Annotated in this window: 9 protein-coding genes and 1 pseudogene; 3 read left to right on the plus strand and 7 right to left on the minus strand. The window is 67.4% G+C overall.

Annotated elements, in window-relative coordinates; translation table 11 throughout:
- Nucleotides 1-30 precede the first annotated feature (30 nt).
- The 4 genes from ACQPY0_RS40735 to ACQPY0_RS40750 form a co-directional block, all read right to left on the minus strand.
- Nucleotides 31-1,659, minus strand: coding sequence for an amidase (locus tag ACQPY0_RS40735; RefSeq protein ID WP_432973562.1), 1,629 nt, complete (start codon nt 1,657-1,659; stop codon nt 31-33).
- A 40-nt stretch (nt 1,660-1,699) separates the two neighbouring features.
- On the minus strand, nt 1,700-2,980 hold the full coding sequence (locus ACQPY0_RS40740) for a pyridoxal-dependent decarboxylase (protein WP_432973565.1): 1,281 nt from the start codon (nt 2,978-2,980) through the stop codon (nt 1,700-1,702).
- Complete coding sequence (locus tag ACQPY0_RS40745; protein WP_432973568.1) at nt 2,977-3,438, minus strand: MarR family winged helix-turn-helix transcriptional regulator; 462 nt, start codon at nt 3,436-3,438, stop codon at nt 2,977-2,979. The genes ACQPY0_RS40740 and ACQPY0_RS40745 overlap by 4 nt, the downstream gene beginning before the upstream one ends.
- A gap of 1,068 nt (nt 3,439-4,506) precedes the next feature.
- Complete coding sequence (locus ACQPY0_RS40750) at nt 4,507-4,968, minus strand: hypothetical protein (protein ID WP_432973571.1); 462 nt, start codon at nt 4,966-4,968, stop codon at nt 4,507-4,509.
- Between the two features lie 666 nt (nt 4,969-5,634).
- Here ACQPY0_RS40750 and ACQPY0_RS40755 point away from each other — a divergent pair.
- From ACQPY0_RS40755 to ACQPY0_RS40765, 3 genes and pseudogenes are all read left to right on the plus strand, one after another.
- Complete coding sequence (locus tag ACQPY0_RS40755) at nt 5,635-5,994, plus strand: hypothetical protein (RefSeq protein ID WP_432973574.1); 360 nt, start codon at nt 5,635-5,637, stop codon at nt 5,992-5,994.
- A gap of 170 nt (nt 5,995-6,164) precedes the next feature.
- Nucleotides 6,165-6,419, plus strand: a pseudogene (locus ACQPY0_RS40760) (YaaC family protein); the annotation flags it as partial.
- Nucleotides 6,420-6,703: 284 nt separating this feature from the next.
- Entirely contained in the window at nt 6,704-7,054 is a 351-nt protein-coding gene (locus ACQPY0_RS40765) for a YaaC family protein (protein WP_432973577.1), read from the plus strand.
- Nucleotides 7,055-7,171: 117 nt separating this feature from the next.
- On the opposite strand, the gene ACQPY0_RS40770 is transcribed toward ACQPY0_RS40765, so the two are convergent.
- The 3 genes from ACQPY0_RS40770 to ACQPY0_RS40780 all read right to left on the minus strand — a co-directional run bounded on the left by ACQPY0_RS40770 (nt 7,172) and on the right by ACQPY0_RS40780 (nt 15,994).
- Nucleotides 7,172-8,332 carry a hypothetical protein gene (locus ACQPY0_RS40770; RefSeq protein WP_432973580.1) on the minus strand — a complete coding sequence of 387 codons (1,161 nt, stop codon included), beginning with the start codon at nt 8,330-8,332 and terminating at the stop codon, nt 7,172-7,174.
- A gap of 45 nt (nt 8,333-8,377) precedes the next feature.
- Nucleotides 8,378-11,725: an NERD domain-containing protein gene (locus ACQPY0_RS40775; RefSeq protein WP_432973583.1), complete on the minus strand. Its 3,348-nt coding sequence runs from the start codon at nt 11,723-11,725 to the stop codon at nt 8,378-8,380.
- A gap of 462 nt (nt 11,726-12,187) precedes the next feature.
- Nucleotides 12,188-15,994, minus strand: coding sequence for a hypothetical protein (locus ACQPY0_RS40780; RefSeq protein ID WP_432973586.1), 3,807 nt, complete (start codon nt 15,992-15,994; stop codon nt 12,188-12,190).
- Between the last annotated feature and the right edge of the window lie 7 nt (nt 15,995-16,001).

The raw sequence follows: 16,001 nt of genomic DNA on the forward strand, positions 1-16,001 counted from the left end.
GGGCTGCGCGGGTTGTTCGCCAGTCACCGATCAGTGTCGGGGAAGATCGGTGTACCAGGGCCGGTGCCGTTCGATGGCGTAGCCGGCGTTGAGCACCGCGGCGTCGGCGCCGCGGCGTCCGATGAGCTGCAGGCCGATCGGGAACCGGCCGGCCATGCCGGCCGGGACGGTGAGGCTCGGGTGGCCGGTGAAGTTGGTCAGATACGTCAAGGCCCAACCGATGAGCGGGTTGACCCCAACACCGTTGATCGACCTCGGCCCGACGGTGTAACCAGTAGGACCGTTCGGCACGGCGGGAACCGCGAGGGTCGGGCAGGCGATGAGGTCATAGCCGGCGAAGGCCCGCTCCAGGGCGGCGTTGACCGCGACGCGCAGGAACACGGCGTGCTGGTACTCCACGGCGCTGGTCGCTTCGCCGCGGCGGATCATGTCGACCAGGTCCGGGGACAGTTGGTCGGTGACGGCGGGGTCGAGCAGGTCGACGGGGGCGCCTTCGACGAGGAGCAGGTCGCGGCCGTGCGCGTACAGCACCGACTGCAGGGTCACCCAGAGCGCGGACAGGTCGTCCTGCGTGACCGGCCGCCCAGCCGGGGACCACAGCGGGTGGATCTGGATCTGGTCCAGGCCCAGGCGCACGGTGGTGACTGTGGCGCCGGCGGCGCGCAGCGCGGCGAGCCCGGCCGGGACGGTCGCGGCGACGGCCGGATCGACGGGGAAGAGGTCCAAATCGGGGCTGTAGGCGACCTTCACACCGCGCAGCCGCCCGGACAGCCTGCCCGTGTAGCTGGCCGGAGTGTCGAGGAGGGAGAACATGTCGACCGGGGACGGGCCGCTCATGACGTTCATGAGGAGCGCGGCATCGGTGACGGTGCGGGTGATCGGGCCGGGAGTCAGCATCGGGGTGTGTGGCAACGGCGGCGCGTCCTGCGGGATACGGCCCTGGGTCGGTTTCAACCCGACGACCCCGCACAGCGCCGCCGGGATACGGACGCTGCCACCGGCGTCGGAGCCCTGCGCGAGCGGCACCAGGAACGCCGCGACCGCGGCGGCGGCGCCGCCGCTGGACCCGCCGGCGTTGTAGTCAAGGTCGAACGGCGTCCGCGTCGACCCGAACACGAGATTGTCGGTGGTGCCCTTGTGCCCGAGCTCAGCGCTGTTCGTCTTGCCCACGACGATCGCACCCGCGTCGATGAGCCGCTGGATGTAGACCGACGTGAACGGGGCGGTGAACCCGAGCTGGTGGAACGGCCGGGAGCCGAAGGTGTTGGGGACGCCTTTGACGTAGTCGAAGAGGTCATTGACCGCCAGCAGCATCCCTTCCAAGGGCCGGTTCGTCCGGGCCTGGTACCGGCGGTCGGCCTCCCGCGCCGCGGCGAGGATCTGTTCCTCGGGCAGCAGGTACACAAAGGCGTTGATCGCCGGGTTGATCCGGCGGATCCGGGCCAGGTGCGCCCGGATCAGCTCGGCCGCGGAGATCTGCCGGCGTCGCAGCAGTTCCAGCTGCACGGTCGCGGGCAGGAAACACAGTTCCTCGCCGGTCGGGGCGGTGCCTGTGTACGGCAGCGGCGGTCCGGGCGGCGGTGGAACGGCCACAGCCGGGCGGGCGGGCATCAGCGCGGCCGCTCCTGCAGCGACCGTGAGCAGGGTACGTCGGGACACGTGCACGCGATTCCTCCCAGAAACGGTCAGGCGATGAATGTCATGCCGCCCGCGACGGCGCGCGGTCGACGGCGATCGGCGCGACAACGTCGGTGTCCGCGGCAACTCCCGGCGGGCGAGCTTCGTTGTGGTCCAGATCCCGGTCCGGGCTTGGAGTGAGTGCGACGCTGGCGGCGACCGGGACAGGCGGCGGTTCGTGACTGAGCTCGGTGATGAACCGGTCGATGTGCGCCTCGGTCACCCCCGGCACGCACACGATGCGTGCCCAGCCCGCCTCGACCGGCAGCGACCACCGCCGCAGCAGCAGCGCGGACGAAGGCTGCAGCAGGACGGTCATCGACCCCGGATGCCGCCAGCCCGGCCAGCGCAGCTCGTGCAGCCGGCGCAGGGTGTAGCCGGCCAGCGCGTCGCTGCGCCGGGCGCGCCGGGCCAGCCCGTCGACGCCGTACTCCTGCAGGGTCTGCCACAGCAACACCGCCGCGTGCCCCGACCCGCAGCCGGACCACCGCCTGTGCCCGGTTGCCGGATCCGCGGGCGAGGCCGGGATGACGGGTGTGATCGGAACGGGTGCGCGAACCGCCGTCGGGCCGGGGCTGCGGCGCACGGCCACCGCGCACGGCAGGGGCACCGGCAGGAACTGGTCCCCGGCCACGACGACGCTGTCCGCGCCAGCGTCAAACCCGGCCGGTGTCTGCGGGGCAGCCCGCGCGGCGAGCGCCAAACCTTCCAGCGGTGCGTCCACATGCAGGTGCACCCGGATCGGCAGCCCTTCGGCTGCGGCCCGGATCGCTGCCACGTCATCGTGAGCTCCGGTCGCCGGCGTGCCGAGGGTGGCCACGACGACCGCCGCTGATGGGCGACGCTGCCGGATCTCCGCCACCAGCTGCGAGGGGTTGAGCACGCCTCGCTGGTCCGCCGCGACGACCACGGTGTCCAGACCGAGGACGTGCGCCGCCTCGGCGACATGGGGATGTGCGGCTGTCGACCGGTACAGCACAGTGCCCGGTTGAGCGTGCCGCAGCGGCAGCAGCGTGCGGATCGTCGCGTCGGTCAAGCTGCCACACAGCTCGCCCTGCCACGCCTGTGCCGGTGCCCGCAGCAGCTCGGCGATCTGCCCGACGACCTGGTCGGTGAACCAGCCGACCGGCGGACCTGTGCCGGTGTCCTGCTCGGCGCGCAACGCGTGGCGCAGCAGCGGCACGGCCGCGACGGCCCGGTCCAGATCTGTTGCGTACGGCTCACCGATCGCCGTCATCCGGCGTGTGTCCCGCGCGGCCAGCAGCGACGCGATCGGGCCGGGGAGCGGACGGCGGTTGGTCACGCCGCCGTGTCCAGCTCGGCGATGCCCGCGCTCAAGGCGGCGCACAGCACGATGAGGTCGTCGTTGTCGCGCACGTAGGTGCGGTCGGCGACGCGCAGGGACTCGGCCATCTCGGCGACCAGGGCACGGCCAGCTGGGGTACAGGACAGCACCACCGTCCGCCGATCCGTCGCCGGCCGCTCGCGGCTGACGAACCCGCGCCGCGACAGCTTGGCCAGGATGTCGCTCAGCGTCGCTTTCGCCACCGCGATCTGCCGGCACAGGTCCAGCACCCGCACCTGCGGCTGCGAGGAGATCAGGTGGAGCACGACAAAGTCGGGCACGGTCAGGCCGGATCCGGCCAGGACCACGCGTTCGGCGTTGGACCGGACCCTCCGAGCGAGGTGCCACACCGCCACGACCAACGGCACAGCAGTGTCGTCATCGGCCGCGGCGCCCGGCGGGACGGCGGTGGTCATTCGCGATGCCTGCCGCTGGGCCGACCCAGCCGTCGCAGCCAGCCGCTCCACCAGCCAGGCCGGCGGCTCCTGCGATGCCGGCCACCGCCGCTGCGACGGCTGCCGTCGCCTGTCGCAGCGGGCTGCGGCGGTTGCGACGGTGCTTGCGTCGCAGTGCGATCGTCGCTGTCTATGCTTCCCCCGTGTCGGTCGAGTACGGCACACCACACGACCCGCCGCGGAAACGACCAGGCGATGACCGTGATGAGCACGAATCTGACCCTGCCCGCAACGCACCTCCGCCCGGAACGCGTCAGCACGTGTGGGCACGTGTGCGGGGGAACGTCACCGCGGTGCGAGTTCCTGCGACACCCGGCGACCTGATGCGACACGGTCGCAGCCGGCAGCACCGCCGTCGCAGCGTCGACCCTGCGGACGCGCTGTACGACAGCAACCCGAACGACCGACCATCCCCGGCCAGCGAGGTCGCACCATCAAACAATGCCTGCGACGTGCACCACGGTCGCTGCGACATTTGCCACCGTGCCGATGCCACGGCGTCGCATCGCCCGGTGCATGACGCCGTGGTCTGAACGGTGCGGCCATACTCCCGTAGGGCACAGCCCTGTAGCGAAGACTCCGCATCCCCACGACCGTTCGCCGGATTCGAGGCGGGCTGGGGAACGTCGAGTTCCGGATTATCGACGCAGGCAACGGTAGCGACGTGGCCGCGCTCACGATGCGACCGTGTCGCAATGGTGCCGGCGAGGACTCACTGCACTGGCTGCCTGATAGTCGACCGCCGGGATGAGTAGCGCGCCGACGTGACGGCTATTCCAAGTCACGCTGACGACGCGTCAGCACGGCGATCGCGCTGCGACACCGTCTGCCGCCGCTTGCCGGGCAGCGACGCGAGTTGCGACCACGGCTGCGGCACACTGCGACGCTGCACGCCCGGCACGCGGCATCGTCGCAAAGCAGACGGGATGCGTCGCGGCTATCCCGGTGCGCGCGGAAGCTTCGGACTGCAGCAGCTCACGCCCTGGGACTCTCGCCCCATGACCGGAGGCGAAGGTGGGCGAAACGTGATCAGTCGGCGGTCGGCAGCCGTCGAGCCGCCGGTACGAATGTCATGTCGCACCGGGCGCAGTAGAACTGGCTCTGCCAGTGCCGGAGTCGGCGATGGAAGTCCGGCAGCTGCGCCTGGTGCCGCCGCCACAAGACGACGGTCAACGCGATCGCGCCGGCGAGCAGACCCGCCATGATCAACAGCACCATCACGACGCCGAGCGCCCCGGTCGGGGTCAGCCCGCCGGGGTCGTTGGCCATCAGCCCGACGCTGCACAGGAGCATGACCGTGAGGATCGCCGCGGCCGCAGCCGGCAGCAGGTACAACGCGGGCTGTCGCCGGGGCGCGAGCTGCCGGGCCAGGTCGGTCCGGGTGATGGCCGTCGCCTCTGTCGTGTACCACTCTCCGGTCAGCGACTGCTGCTGCGTCCGGATCGTGGTCCGGGTCGTACTGCCCGCGTACTGCGCGCTTACCTTGCCCACCTTATCGATGCCCCGGCACTTCGGACACCGCAAGTCCAGGTGCTCGGCAAGCGCGGCCGGCCGTGCAGCAGATGTTGTCGAGCCGGTTGCGTGCGGTGCTGACCTGCGGTCCATGCGAAACCCCCGTTCCAACATCCCTGATATTGATCGAAGTAGCTGGCGATGTCCACCCGCGGGCACCCAGACCTGGTAGTGCTGGCGTTACGGGCCGGTGCTGTTACTCGTCGGCTGCCGAGTCCGCGCGCGTGCGTGGCCTCACCATCGCCCGGAACTCCTCCTCGGAAATCGCATCGCCCTCCCGCCATCTCCGGGCGACGGTGGCCGCGTACCAGACGATCCCCACATGCCGATCGAGTTCGGCCTACGCCGGCCACACCGACACCACCGGACCAGCAGCCACCACCTACATCCGCGCCGACCTTCAAACCGTCGCCACCGCCCTCGCCGCGATGACCGGGCAGCCGCACCCGCTCATGCGCCCCGTCGACGACGTTCCGAGTGGTCAATTGCCGACTTGAACACTCCGATGAGCAACGACAGGTCACATAAGGGTATGTTCGCCACAACGTGAGATGGCTGCCATTCCTGGGCCTGAAGCGATGGACAGCGGCGGCTGGCCGAGGCCACGTGTGAAGGATCGAGCCGAGCTGCGCAGCAGAGCATGTCGTGCCGGGCGAGGACGAGAAGCAAGCCGCACACCGGGCACTGGTCGACCGGATCGTGAACGGACCGGGCCATGCTGCAGCCGAGCAGCGGGCGGCGGCGTTCGCGAACGCCGGTCTGCCGGTGCCGCTGGACACGCTGGTCGGCAAGGTCAATGCGCGGCCGGTACAGGTCACCGACGCGGACTTCGCGGCGGCCAAGGCGGCGGGCGTCAGTGAGGACGCCGATCCGGAAGTGCTACGCCAGCGCGACAAATATGGTCGTACGCAGCGAAGGAGGCCGGCGGTTGCGACCCAAGATCAAAGGCAGCGAGCTGGGACAAGTCGGAGTTGGTATGCGGCCAAAGCACCTGTGGGTCGATGAATCCGCTGGCATCTCGTCGTGGTTAGTAAGCGGACGATCGTCAAGTGACAGCGAAGGCGGACGTTAATCTCGTTTGGGCAGCGCTTCGGTCAACCCGGGCTGAGCCGCCCGCCGGCATTAGAGGAGGGCGCCGAAAGACCTACGCAGCCGCGCTCGAACAGGCGCAGCAGATGTTCACCGCCGCCACGAGCGTGGGCGTCGCGACCCGCCCGCTGCTGTTGTTCTACGGCTTGTCACAAGGAGGCCGGGCCATCGCTGCTGCCGCCAAGCACGTGCACAACAACGAATACCCGCTTATCGGGCACGGCATCAAGGCCAACACGTCCACCCTCGTCGGCGCCCTCGCCGACGTCCAGTTCCACTGCGACAACACAGCCGCGGGCAGTTTTACGCGCCTGTCGAAGATCCTCGGCTCTCCCGTATGGGACGACACCGCCCCGGTAGCCCTCGGCGAGTTGTGGAACACCTTGCCCGAGGCCCAGGCCTTTCCGCTCGACCACCCGAACGACGCCGGACCGCTTCCGGTGACCGTCGACGAGCTCAGCGTGCTCTCTCAGGCCCCGACGGCTCCGCCGGTGCAGCTCATCGTGACAGGCATTGCGTCCGGCCTCATGCCGCCCCCGCAGCACCAGGGCGCCGCGCCAGCATTGGAGGCTCATCTTGACCGGTACCCGAAGCTCGCCGGACACACAGCGATGTATCCCAGGGCGTGTATCCCGGTGGGCAGGGCGGTACCGTCCACCTGGCGTACCCCTGCAGCCACACCGGATACCACGAGCGAACCGCCGACGCGCTCTCACACACCACCAGCTACCGCTTGCACGACCGGTATGTCTTTCCAGCCGTTGGCGCGAACACCGACTCCCTTCACCCGGTCATGGCGTGGTGGGCCGTCCTGTTCGCGTTGTCCATGCTCGCCCGATACCACCCCGAGGCCTGGGCGGACCACATCGCCGTGGACAACAGCAAGGTCGCCGTACGGATCGAGCACCTGCTGACCGAGGCGCTGACAGCTGTGCCGGAACTCCTCCTCCAAACGATCTTGGACGTGTCGCAGTAACCTATCGGAGGGCGCCGAGCCGACGTGCCTTCGTGCAAGAGCCGAGAACGGAAGTCGGATTACTGAGGTGCGCTGTCATCGGCGGATGAGTGCAACCGCAACGCTTCACCTGATGCACTAGCCCTGATCGCCGACCTCGCTGCCAGTCTCGTACTGAATCTCGGCGTCTTCCCCTTCTGACGGAAGCGTGTGCGACTGGGGTACGCCGGGGTCTGCATGGAGGGCCGCGCTGATCGCGTCGACGTGCGCGACTGCCTGTTCGAGCAGCATGGCGACGACCGTGTCGAACGGCGCGCCCAGGGCGACTCTCAGCGGCCGGGTTACACCCAGCCGATCCAGCCGTTCGCGGCGCTCGGCAACGGCAGCCGCTACTGCCCGCCGTACGCGGTAGTTGAACCGGCCGGCCCAGAACGGGCTGGGTGGGGTGGCGGTGGGGTGCCCGGAGTGGTCGGAATTCGGGTCACCGGGGACAGTCGCCCAGTAGTCCGCGTCGTAGCCCACCCAGAACTCGTGCTGCAGCACTGCCACCGTGACCCATACCGCCCGGCCGTTCGTTCTGACGGCGCTCACCCAGTCAACGAGGACACCAGCGTCCGCCAGTTGCCCGGCGAGGCTCGTGCAGACCTCCTCCGCGACGTCTGCGACCTGGCTCACCATTCTGGCGACGGCTATGTCGTTGACCGCCGCGCTGAACGGCGTGAAGTCGCTGATGCCCTCAATCGCAGCATCCAACGCGAGCAGTTCGTCGAACGGTTTGCCGGCTGGGTCGACGACTGCGTGCAGCAAGTGTGTCCATGACAAGAGGACCACCTTGCGATCATCAACCTCGCCTCGGTGAATGCCGCTGCGCTCCTGCAGCGCGACGCCGAGCTGTTGACCAGCTTGGACGGCCAGTGCCCTGACGAGCGGCGCCCTGGTAACCAGGACGAGCGCGCCGCCCTCGGGCAACTGGCGCAAATACCGGGTGGCCTGATCGGCGGATGTCAGGGATGAGTCCACCTTGGTCTCGATGATGCACGAGGTGTCCTCGCCGCGGGCCAGTGTGAAGTCTCGGAAGGACTGTTTGCCAGTCACCTCATCGACGGTGTAGGTCTCGCGGCTAAGCCGGGTGTCGGATAGATCGGTGCCAGTGAGGTGGCCGACGGCGTCGACGAACGCCCGGTACATCGCACGGTCGGCTATGAGCAGCGCTTCCAGGAGGTTGTTGGTGGTCACCTCGGGTGTACCGGTGGCGCGGATGAGGTATCGCAGCGACTGGTACGGGACGCTGGCCGTCATGGTCGGATGTCGCCCTTCCGAAGTGCTGACAAGACAATGCTGGCTCTACCTGCCTGAGATCTCTAGCCGGCGTTCGATCGCGCGGATCGTTGCGACCACTGCCGCTCCGATGTCTGGGTCGGTGATGTGCGGCTTGAGGAGTTCAGCGGTGCTCTGGGTGCCGACGTGGGCGAGGGCGCCGACGAGGTACTGTCGGGCGTTGTGGGCAGGGCCGTTGCTGAAGGTTGCGGTGATCCGGTCCGGACTTTGGATGCACCATTCAAGTAGTTGTCGGCATTGGTCCGGCCAGGTGGTGAGCAATTGTTCGTAGTGTGATGGCTGCAGCAGCTCTCTTCTCCAGGTGCTGACGGACTGCAGGTGCGCGAGTACATCGGCGGCCGCCGCCGCGAGAGGCCCGCGCAGTTCGGTCCACAGCGCCGTCACCTCCTCGTCGTCGTAGCTGCCGACGATCGCGGCGAACAGCAGCTCGTCGATGATGCGCCACGCCCTCTTGGGGGGCTGGTCATCGGTCGGGGGTGCCGTAGGAAGGCGATCGGCGAGCTTCGCCCACCCGTGCAGGGCAATGAGGTGTGCGGACACGATCTCCTGCCTGAAGGGATGGCTCCAGTCGATGTAGAGGACTGCGTCGCGGAGCACTTCACGGGTGTCGGCGTCGGCATGGTCGAGGCGCTCGACGATCTCCGTCATGATCCAGTCGCGGTTGTAAGGAAACGTGCTGCTGCGCGCGGCCATGACATGCAGCCGCAGTGACTCCGCGTCCCCGAGGGACGAGATGACCTCGCTGTAGGGTCCGTGCAGCCGCTGGTCCTCGAAGTGCATACCGATGATGCTCTGGGCGTCCTGCCACGCCTGAGGGTCGGCTGGACGGGCGAGTATTCCGGCGATCTGTGCCCGGATGGACTCCTCGGTGTTCAGCGGTTCGATGGCGTCGTAGGCCGCCAACGTCTCGAACAGCAGGCCGTTCAGCAGGATGTTTTCTCCGCCGCACTCGTCCAGCGCGGTTCGCATGCGCTGACGGGTAGCCTCGTCCGCGCGGTACGCCGCTTGATCTGCAGCCGTCAGTGCTGCGACGCGCATGTGGTAGCCGCCCGCCCTCCAGGCGGCGGAGAACAAGTCGGGCAGCAACGTCAGATCTGCAGGGTCCTCGGCATCGATCAGCAGCAGCGTTGCTGTGAGCCGGCCCCACCGACGCTGGCCAGGCGATGCCCACAGGGTACGTGTCGGTGAGTGTCCTGCTAGCCGTCGTCGCCTCCTCCAGGGGTGCTCGCAGCCGTTGACAACCACTGACGCGGCCAACCGGCGACGTTCGCGTTCGTTGCCGTACTGGAGTCTGCCGTAGGTCGCATGGACGACGGTGCTGACCGCCGATCTGTGTCCTTCAGCTCGCAGTCGGCGCATTTCCTCGGCGCAGCGGTTGTCGGTGCGATCGAGGAGCGTCCCGACTTCGTCGAGAAAGTAGCCGTCCGCAAGGCACGCCCCCGCTGCCCCGAGCAGCGCCTGCTGCACGATGCTTCGCGACGTGTCAGCGGTCCAGTAGCTCCAGTCGACATCCGGCATGCCGTCTTCCCGCACCAACCGGGCTTCGTCAAGGGCGGCGCAAGCTTCCGTGAGAGCTGCCGAGATAACCATGCTGATGGCCTGCGCGGTTGCGGTTCCGTAGTCCCCGCGGACCGCGGCGCACAGCAAGTCGACATCAGCCATCTCAAGAAGGACGTCGCGTTTGCGGTCGGGATCAGGTTCGAGTGCGACAACGTGATCGTGCAGATCGAGGTTTCGGGGATCGCGGAGTGACTCGGCGAGGGCACGGCCGTCGGCCGCGTCGAGCAGAAGATGCTCCGCGGCGAGGAACCGGGCCAGGGTCTCGTGGCGGAACGCGACGTGGCCTTGCGTCGGGCTGAGCAACGGAGAACTCAGCACCGCGTCGATGACCGACTCCTGGCCGCTTGCACCGGCCCGACGGTGCAGCGTGACCCTGGCTTCCAGCAAGGTCAACGATCCTCGCATCCTCTGGCCCATCTCGAACGCGAGCTGGCGTAGCCCGGCACGAGTCTGCTCTGTCGGGCACAGCCGGGAGACGTACGCATCGAACAGTTCAGTGGACGTGGCGCCCGCGGGCAGTGACTCCCCGCATTCGACTGCCATCGCGAGTTCCATGGGGGTCCGGAATGCTTCGGCGCCGACCAGTCCGTCCGGTCGGCCGTAGGCGGAAAGCAGCGTGCTGCGTGCGTTGTCGTCGGGTAGCAGAGCATGAAGGACGGTGACCTCCGCGTCGGGCCTTTCGACCGGTTCCGTCGAGGTGATGATGGTGGCCATCGGCCAGCGCAGATGCAGTGCGTTGAGACCCTCAATGAGCTCGCCTCGGTCGGCGGGCGCGCACTCGTTAAGTCCATCGAGGATGACGACGGCCGCGCTGCCGGTATCGGCGACACGACGAAGCAGCGGTATACACGCCTCCGTCGTGAACGGAGCGACTGCACGAGACAGCGCATGGCTGAATCGGCCACGCTGGTACTCGCCGCACCGGACCCAGAGCGGAACACCGCCGGCCTCAGCAACCGCGACGGCGGCATGCCGAGCGGCATGTGACTTGCCGGCGCCGCTCGGCCCGACGAACACGACGGTTCTCTGAGTCGCTACCGCTTCCATCAAGAACTCGAGTGGGTTCGCAACAGCCACCTGCCCGCTGAGCGCCGGCAGCGGAACCAGCGGCGGAAGATTCTGACTGCGTGCGGCTAGGAAGCGACGACAGTAGTCCTGCAACGCGGCGAGGCTGGCCCAGCGCTCAACCTCCTCAGCGCTGTCGGACGATTCGCCAACAAGCTGCAGATAGCGGACGAACGCGGACCAGTGCTCATCGGTCCATGCTGGCCGCGGTCCGTCATTGCACAGCAGTTCGAGAAGTTGTTCGTAGCCGGCGATGTCGACGTATCGATGCCTGCTCAGCCTGGAGCCGCTGGGGATGTCCGGGTAGGTACAGATGACGGTGTGGATGCTGCTGTAGAACTTGCCGGCTGGACGAGGGACTTCGCCGCGGACGACAAGAGCGTGCATGTCGTCGCTGATGGCCTGCGTCGTTTGTTGGGCCTGCCGGTAGAAGTTTCGTTCCAGAGGCCGCCGCCGCCCATCGGGCAGTTGCTGCTCCCACACACCGTTGAGGTCTGAGACAAGCGGCAACTGCTGATCGACCGTCTTCAGCTCGACGTGGACAAGTCGGTGCGCGGTGCTGACGAGAAAGTCCACTTGGCGCTGATAGCTGCGGGTGATGAAGTTTGCGTAGATGCGGGCGGGGCAACCACGTCGTTCAAGGTCAACTCGCAGCCGCTGAAGGAACCGGCGCTCGTTCTGGTCGTCGATGCGATCGCCGAGGAAGACCTCACACAGCTGTGCACTCACCTGCTGCCGACACGACTTCCGGCAAACAGAAGCGCGTAACGGACGACGCCGGGACCTGTCATAGTGCGACGGTAGCGAGACATGGCCGCAGAAGGTAGTTCCGTACTCCGGCTGCCGCGCCCGAAGCAACTGGCACCTGTCCAGACGTGTGTCGACGTGGCACGACGGCGGCATTCCGATGGTGTGGCGCCAAGCCGCTGCGTAATCCAAGCTGTGCCGCTCGAGGTCGGCCTATTGCTGCTCGCTCTTCAACCGGCCGGCCAGGACCAGCACCGGCTGGCTGTGCCCTCCGTTCACAGCATGATTCGTACGACGCGGCTGGACAGAACCCGGCTGGAAGCTGCATGTGCGGCACAGTCGTCGGCGAGATCCACCAGTACATCGTGCAGGAGGCGATCGGTGCCGGGACCTTGAGTCCGGCCCCGGCACTGGTAGGTCACCGGAGTAGCGCAGCCATGCTCGTCAACGTTCACGGGTCGGCCAGCTGACGTCGAGGACGTAGACGCTCACGCTGAACTGTGGGGCTACCTCCGCTGCCCAGCGCTGCATGTCGTCGAGGAGTTTCTGTTTGTCGGCGTACTTCTGCGAGCGGTCGGTTCGCTGTTCGGGTGGAATCCAGTACACGAGGTAGATGCCGTGCCGTTCGCCTTTGGCCGCAAGGTATTGACCGACGAGTTGGTCGCGTAGCGCGGTGTGGAGTTTGGCGTTGCTGAACAGTTTTGCCTCGATGGTCGCGCTCGCGATCCCGACAGGCGCTGTGCTGGTTGGAGCATCGACCGCGAGATCGATGCGTGTTCCGGAGCCTTGAACCGCGAGCCGTTCGACTTGGGGCTCCCGGGTGAGGATAATGCGGTCGCGGCCGAGCCGATCGTTCAGCCGACGCGTCACCCAGTCGGTGATGTCATCCTCGCTGCCAAGGTCCTTGCCATCTCGCGACCATAGGTCGCGGAACCCGCTTTTGCGCGAGAGTTCGTGCTGCAACTCATCGAGGTGATCCATCACGACGTCGATCAGGTCGCCGGAGTTGCGGATGAGCCGGAGATCAGAGCGGCCGACGAGCGCGAGGACGCCGGCCGGGTCGAGGTGGATCTGGGCATTGTCAGCTGCGGCTTGTCGGGCCTGACGCAGATGATGGCGAATGAGCGCCTGCCCCTGCGGCGACAGCCCGTCCGCAAGCGTCCTCAGTTCTGTGGCGAGGCCGCGCGTGGCCAGCATCTCGACCACGTGGTAGCACATCCGAGCCTCCCGCTGTGCGGGACTGTCGTGCCAGCCATCGCTGTCTTGGGAGCTCTCGGCAAGCGGGAGCCGTTTGAGGAGGAGGCAGGCCAGGGCGGTCAGCCCGTCGTTGTCGACGGTCGTAAGGTCGAGGCCCTCAAGGAGTTCCAGGAACGTGCCGGATGGAAGCGGTTCACCTTGCAGGCGGTTGATCGCCTCGCTGCTGTCGACCCGAGCGAGATATCGGTTTGCGGCTCGGGACAGTTCCGAGTCGTCGCCGCTCGCTACCGATCGTGCCGCGGCGACGGCACGCTCCGGGTCATGCTCGATCAGGAAGGCCAGAACATCCGCGGCCTGGTCGTCGGAGTAGCGGCGCCGTGACACGCTGACGGCCAGCTGAGGCGCCAGGTCTTGGGCGAAGTACCTGTACAGCGGTGCGCGTTTCCAATCTGCCCGGCTTTCGAGTGCCTCCTGCACCGCACTACGGATCTCGGCCTGAGCCTCGCCTGGAGCAATGTCGACGAGCCCCCCGAGCAGGTCCACGTTGCGGTAGGCCCAGGCGTTCGCGATCGCAGGCGCCCACTGCGCCCACACCGTCGGAGAGAGCCTGCTGAGGCGGTCCGGTGCGTGGTAAGCAAGCGTCGTCAGCAGGTACACCCCGGACCAGTCGCGGATGACGTTGGGCCCGATTGTCGCCTTGCCGAGCCACAGGCCCGGGTCCGGCGTATGCCCGGACACGTACTCGAGGCCTCGGTCGAGAATCTCCTGCTGCTCATCCGGGGTCAGCAGCGACCAGCCCGGCCTGGACGTAAGGTCGCACGAAAATAGCTGTTCCAATTCTGTAGTCGGTGTCAGGGCGGCCGGGATGTCGGCCCACGCGGCGAGGGTCTGTCGGACAGCCACAATCGCCGTTTGCAGCTTGGCCAGGTCCAGACGGTTTCCGGTTTCGTGCTCACCGGCTTCTTGATCGTCTTCCGCTGGTGTGGGCGGGGCGGTCAGATGCTGAAGGCATCGGGCGAGCACTTGGCAGCAGCCGGTGCTGCGTTCCTGGTGAACGGTGTCGGTAAGCCAGTTGACGTCGGCGGTGGTGACGAGTCTGAGTTGGATTAGGACGGGCCACCGCTGTTCGTCGAGTTGCGCTGCGACGGCGACGGCCAGATGTCGGCGCCGGGATGCGTCCTCGGCCCAATGCGCGCTGACGCGTCTGTCTCCGAGCAGGTCGACGAGAAGCTCGGACAGCGGAACCAAAACTGCCGGGTCATCGGATGCGGCAATGGCTTGCTCCGCGATCCGAACCGACAATCCGATCACCCACTGGCGGGACTCGATGGAGATCGACGACCGCAGGACCGTACGCGCCCAGGCAATGACCTCAGGAAGATCATCGTTCGTAACCCTGGCGGGAAATTCCAGAAGGAACCGCTGGTAGGCGCCGATGACGTTGAACTGTCGGGGCCGTGTGACGAACGGAAGCATCTGGGTCGTCGTCATGTGCCGTGGGTAGAGCCCGTCAAGAAGTCCGGCCCGCAGTTCGTCGTCCGGATCCGCGTCTGGATCGAGGTTCAGACCTTCGAGCAGGGCGGACCGCTCGGGCTCATTGCCAAGTTGAACGACTACGGCGATCGCTGGCCGGCGGGCCCAGGACGGGTGACGACCGTCGAGAGCAATCGCCAACACCGAGGAGGTGACTGCCGAGACCTGTCCGGCCAGGGCCAATCGGCATATCCACCACGCCTCGTACGGTGAGCCAACCCCGATCCTCAGCCGGTCGGTGAGCTGGCCCGCCAGCCCGGGATGGACGACAGCCGACAGGTCCAATGACCACCGCGGCGGCACGTCATTCTCCCGCGCATCCGCGAGCAGCGCGTCTACGAGCGTCGCCTGCGCGGCGGGATGCAGGCCGACCTCAGGCTCATCGATCACGGCAATCGCGTTGGCGGATGCCACGAGGTCGGCGAGCTCCGGGCGCAGCGCCACCATCCACGCCGCGACTGCGACCATCGAGCGGGGCAGCACTCCGTCGGTCAGACCGAGCAGGCCGGCGACCTGAGACCTCACAGGCGTCCGGTCCATCACGTATCTCGCAGCGAGATAGTCCACATACTCTCGGTGCCGGAAGGCGACGGTATCGCCCGGCGCGGTGTCGAACAGGGCGCTTCCCAGTACCTCTGCGTAGACCTCGCTCCCAATGGTTGCATCTGGGCGGTCGGGCTCAGGTGCGGTCGGTAGTTCGGCGATCGCAACAGCCGCTTGACCTGCGCCGGTGCGGAACGCGAACCGGCCAATCCCGCCGAACGCCGCGAAGGCAGCCAAACGGCCGGCTGTCCGGCGCCGGATGTCCACGCCTGCCAACAACGGCTGCCGGATGTCCTCCCGCTCGGTCAGCAGCCGTTGGACCTCAGATTCCAGGGTGTCTGCGCGCCGGCTGGGAAGATGTCCGTCCTGCTGCCACTGCCGAGCCACCGCTATGAAATGCAGTAGCGAGGCGCTTAACCGGCTCTGGCCCGCCACGGCCAGCACATCCAGGAAGCGCTCATCGACATCGAGAGAGGCAAGCAGACGGCGGGCTGCTTCACGCGTCATCGGCAGCAGGCGCAACTTTTCGACAGGCGCGGCACCGTCGACAAATGCGCTGGTCCATGCTGACGGGCGGCACGCAAGCCGCCATCTGATCCCGTCAGTTCCGGATCCGGACATCGCGCGGTTCACCAGCCGGACGAGGGCACGTTCGGTCTGCAGAGCTTCGTCCAGAGCGTCGAGGTAGATCGGTTTCCCGAACGCGAGCGCATCGCCGATCGCCCGGCTTACTTCAGCGCCACGAAGCCCGACCAGATCGACGTTGAGGCCATCCTCCCGCCGCCGCAGTTCATCCAAGACGACGGACTTTCCGACGCCGCCCGGTGCGAGCAGGACAAAGCTTCCCGGCCGTCCGGCAAGGTCCCCAGCCGACATGATGCCGGCAGCGGCGTCGAGGTCGAGAAATCCGTCTCGGTCGAGCGGTGCGTGCTCCTGGTCAGCGCCTTGGACGTGGCGCTCGATCTCGCCGATGATCACCACCCCC

The organism is Dactylosporangium sp. CA-233914 (genome assembly GCF_050942935.1).
Lineage (GTDB): Bacteria > Actinomycetota > Actinomycetes > Mycobacteriales > Micromonosporaceae > Dactylosporangium.

Coding starts and splice junctions, on each gene's coding strand:
- ACQPY0_RS40745 (WP_432973568.1), bottom strand. CDS start 3,438: ATGACCACCGCCGTCCCGCCGGGCGCCGCGGCCGATGACGACACTGCT.
- ACQPY0_RS40770 (WP_432973580.1), bottom strand. CDS start 8,332: ATGACGGCCAGCGTCCCGTACCAGTCGCTGCGATACCTCATCCGCGCC.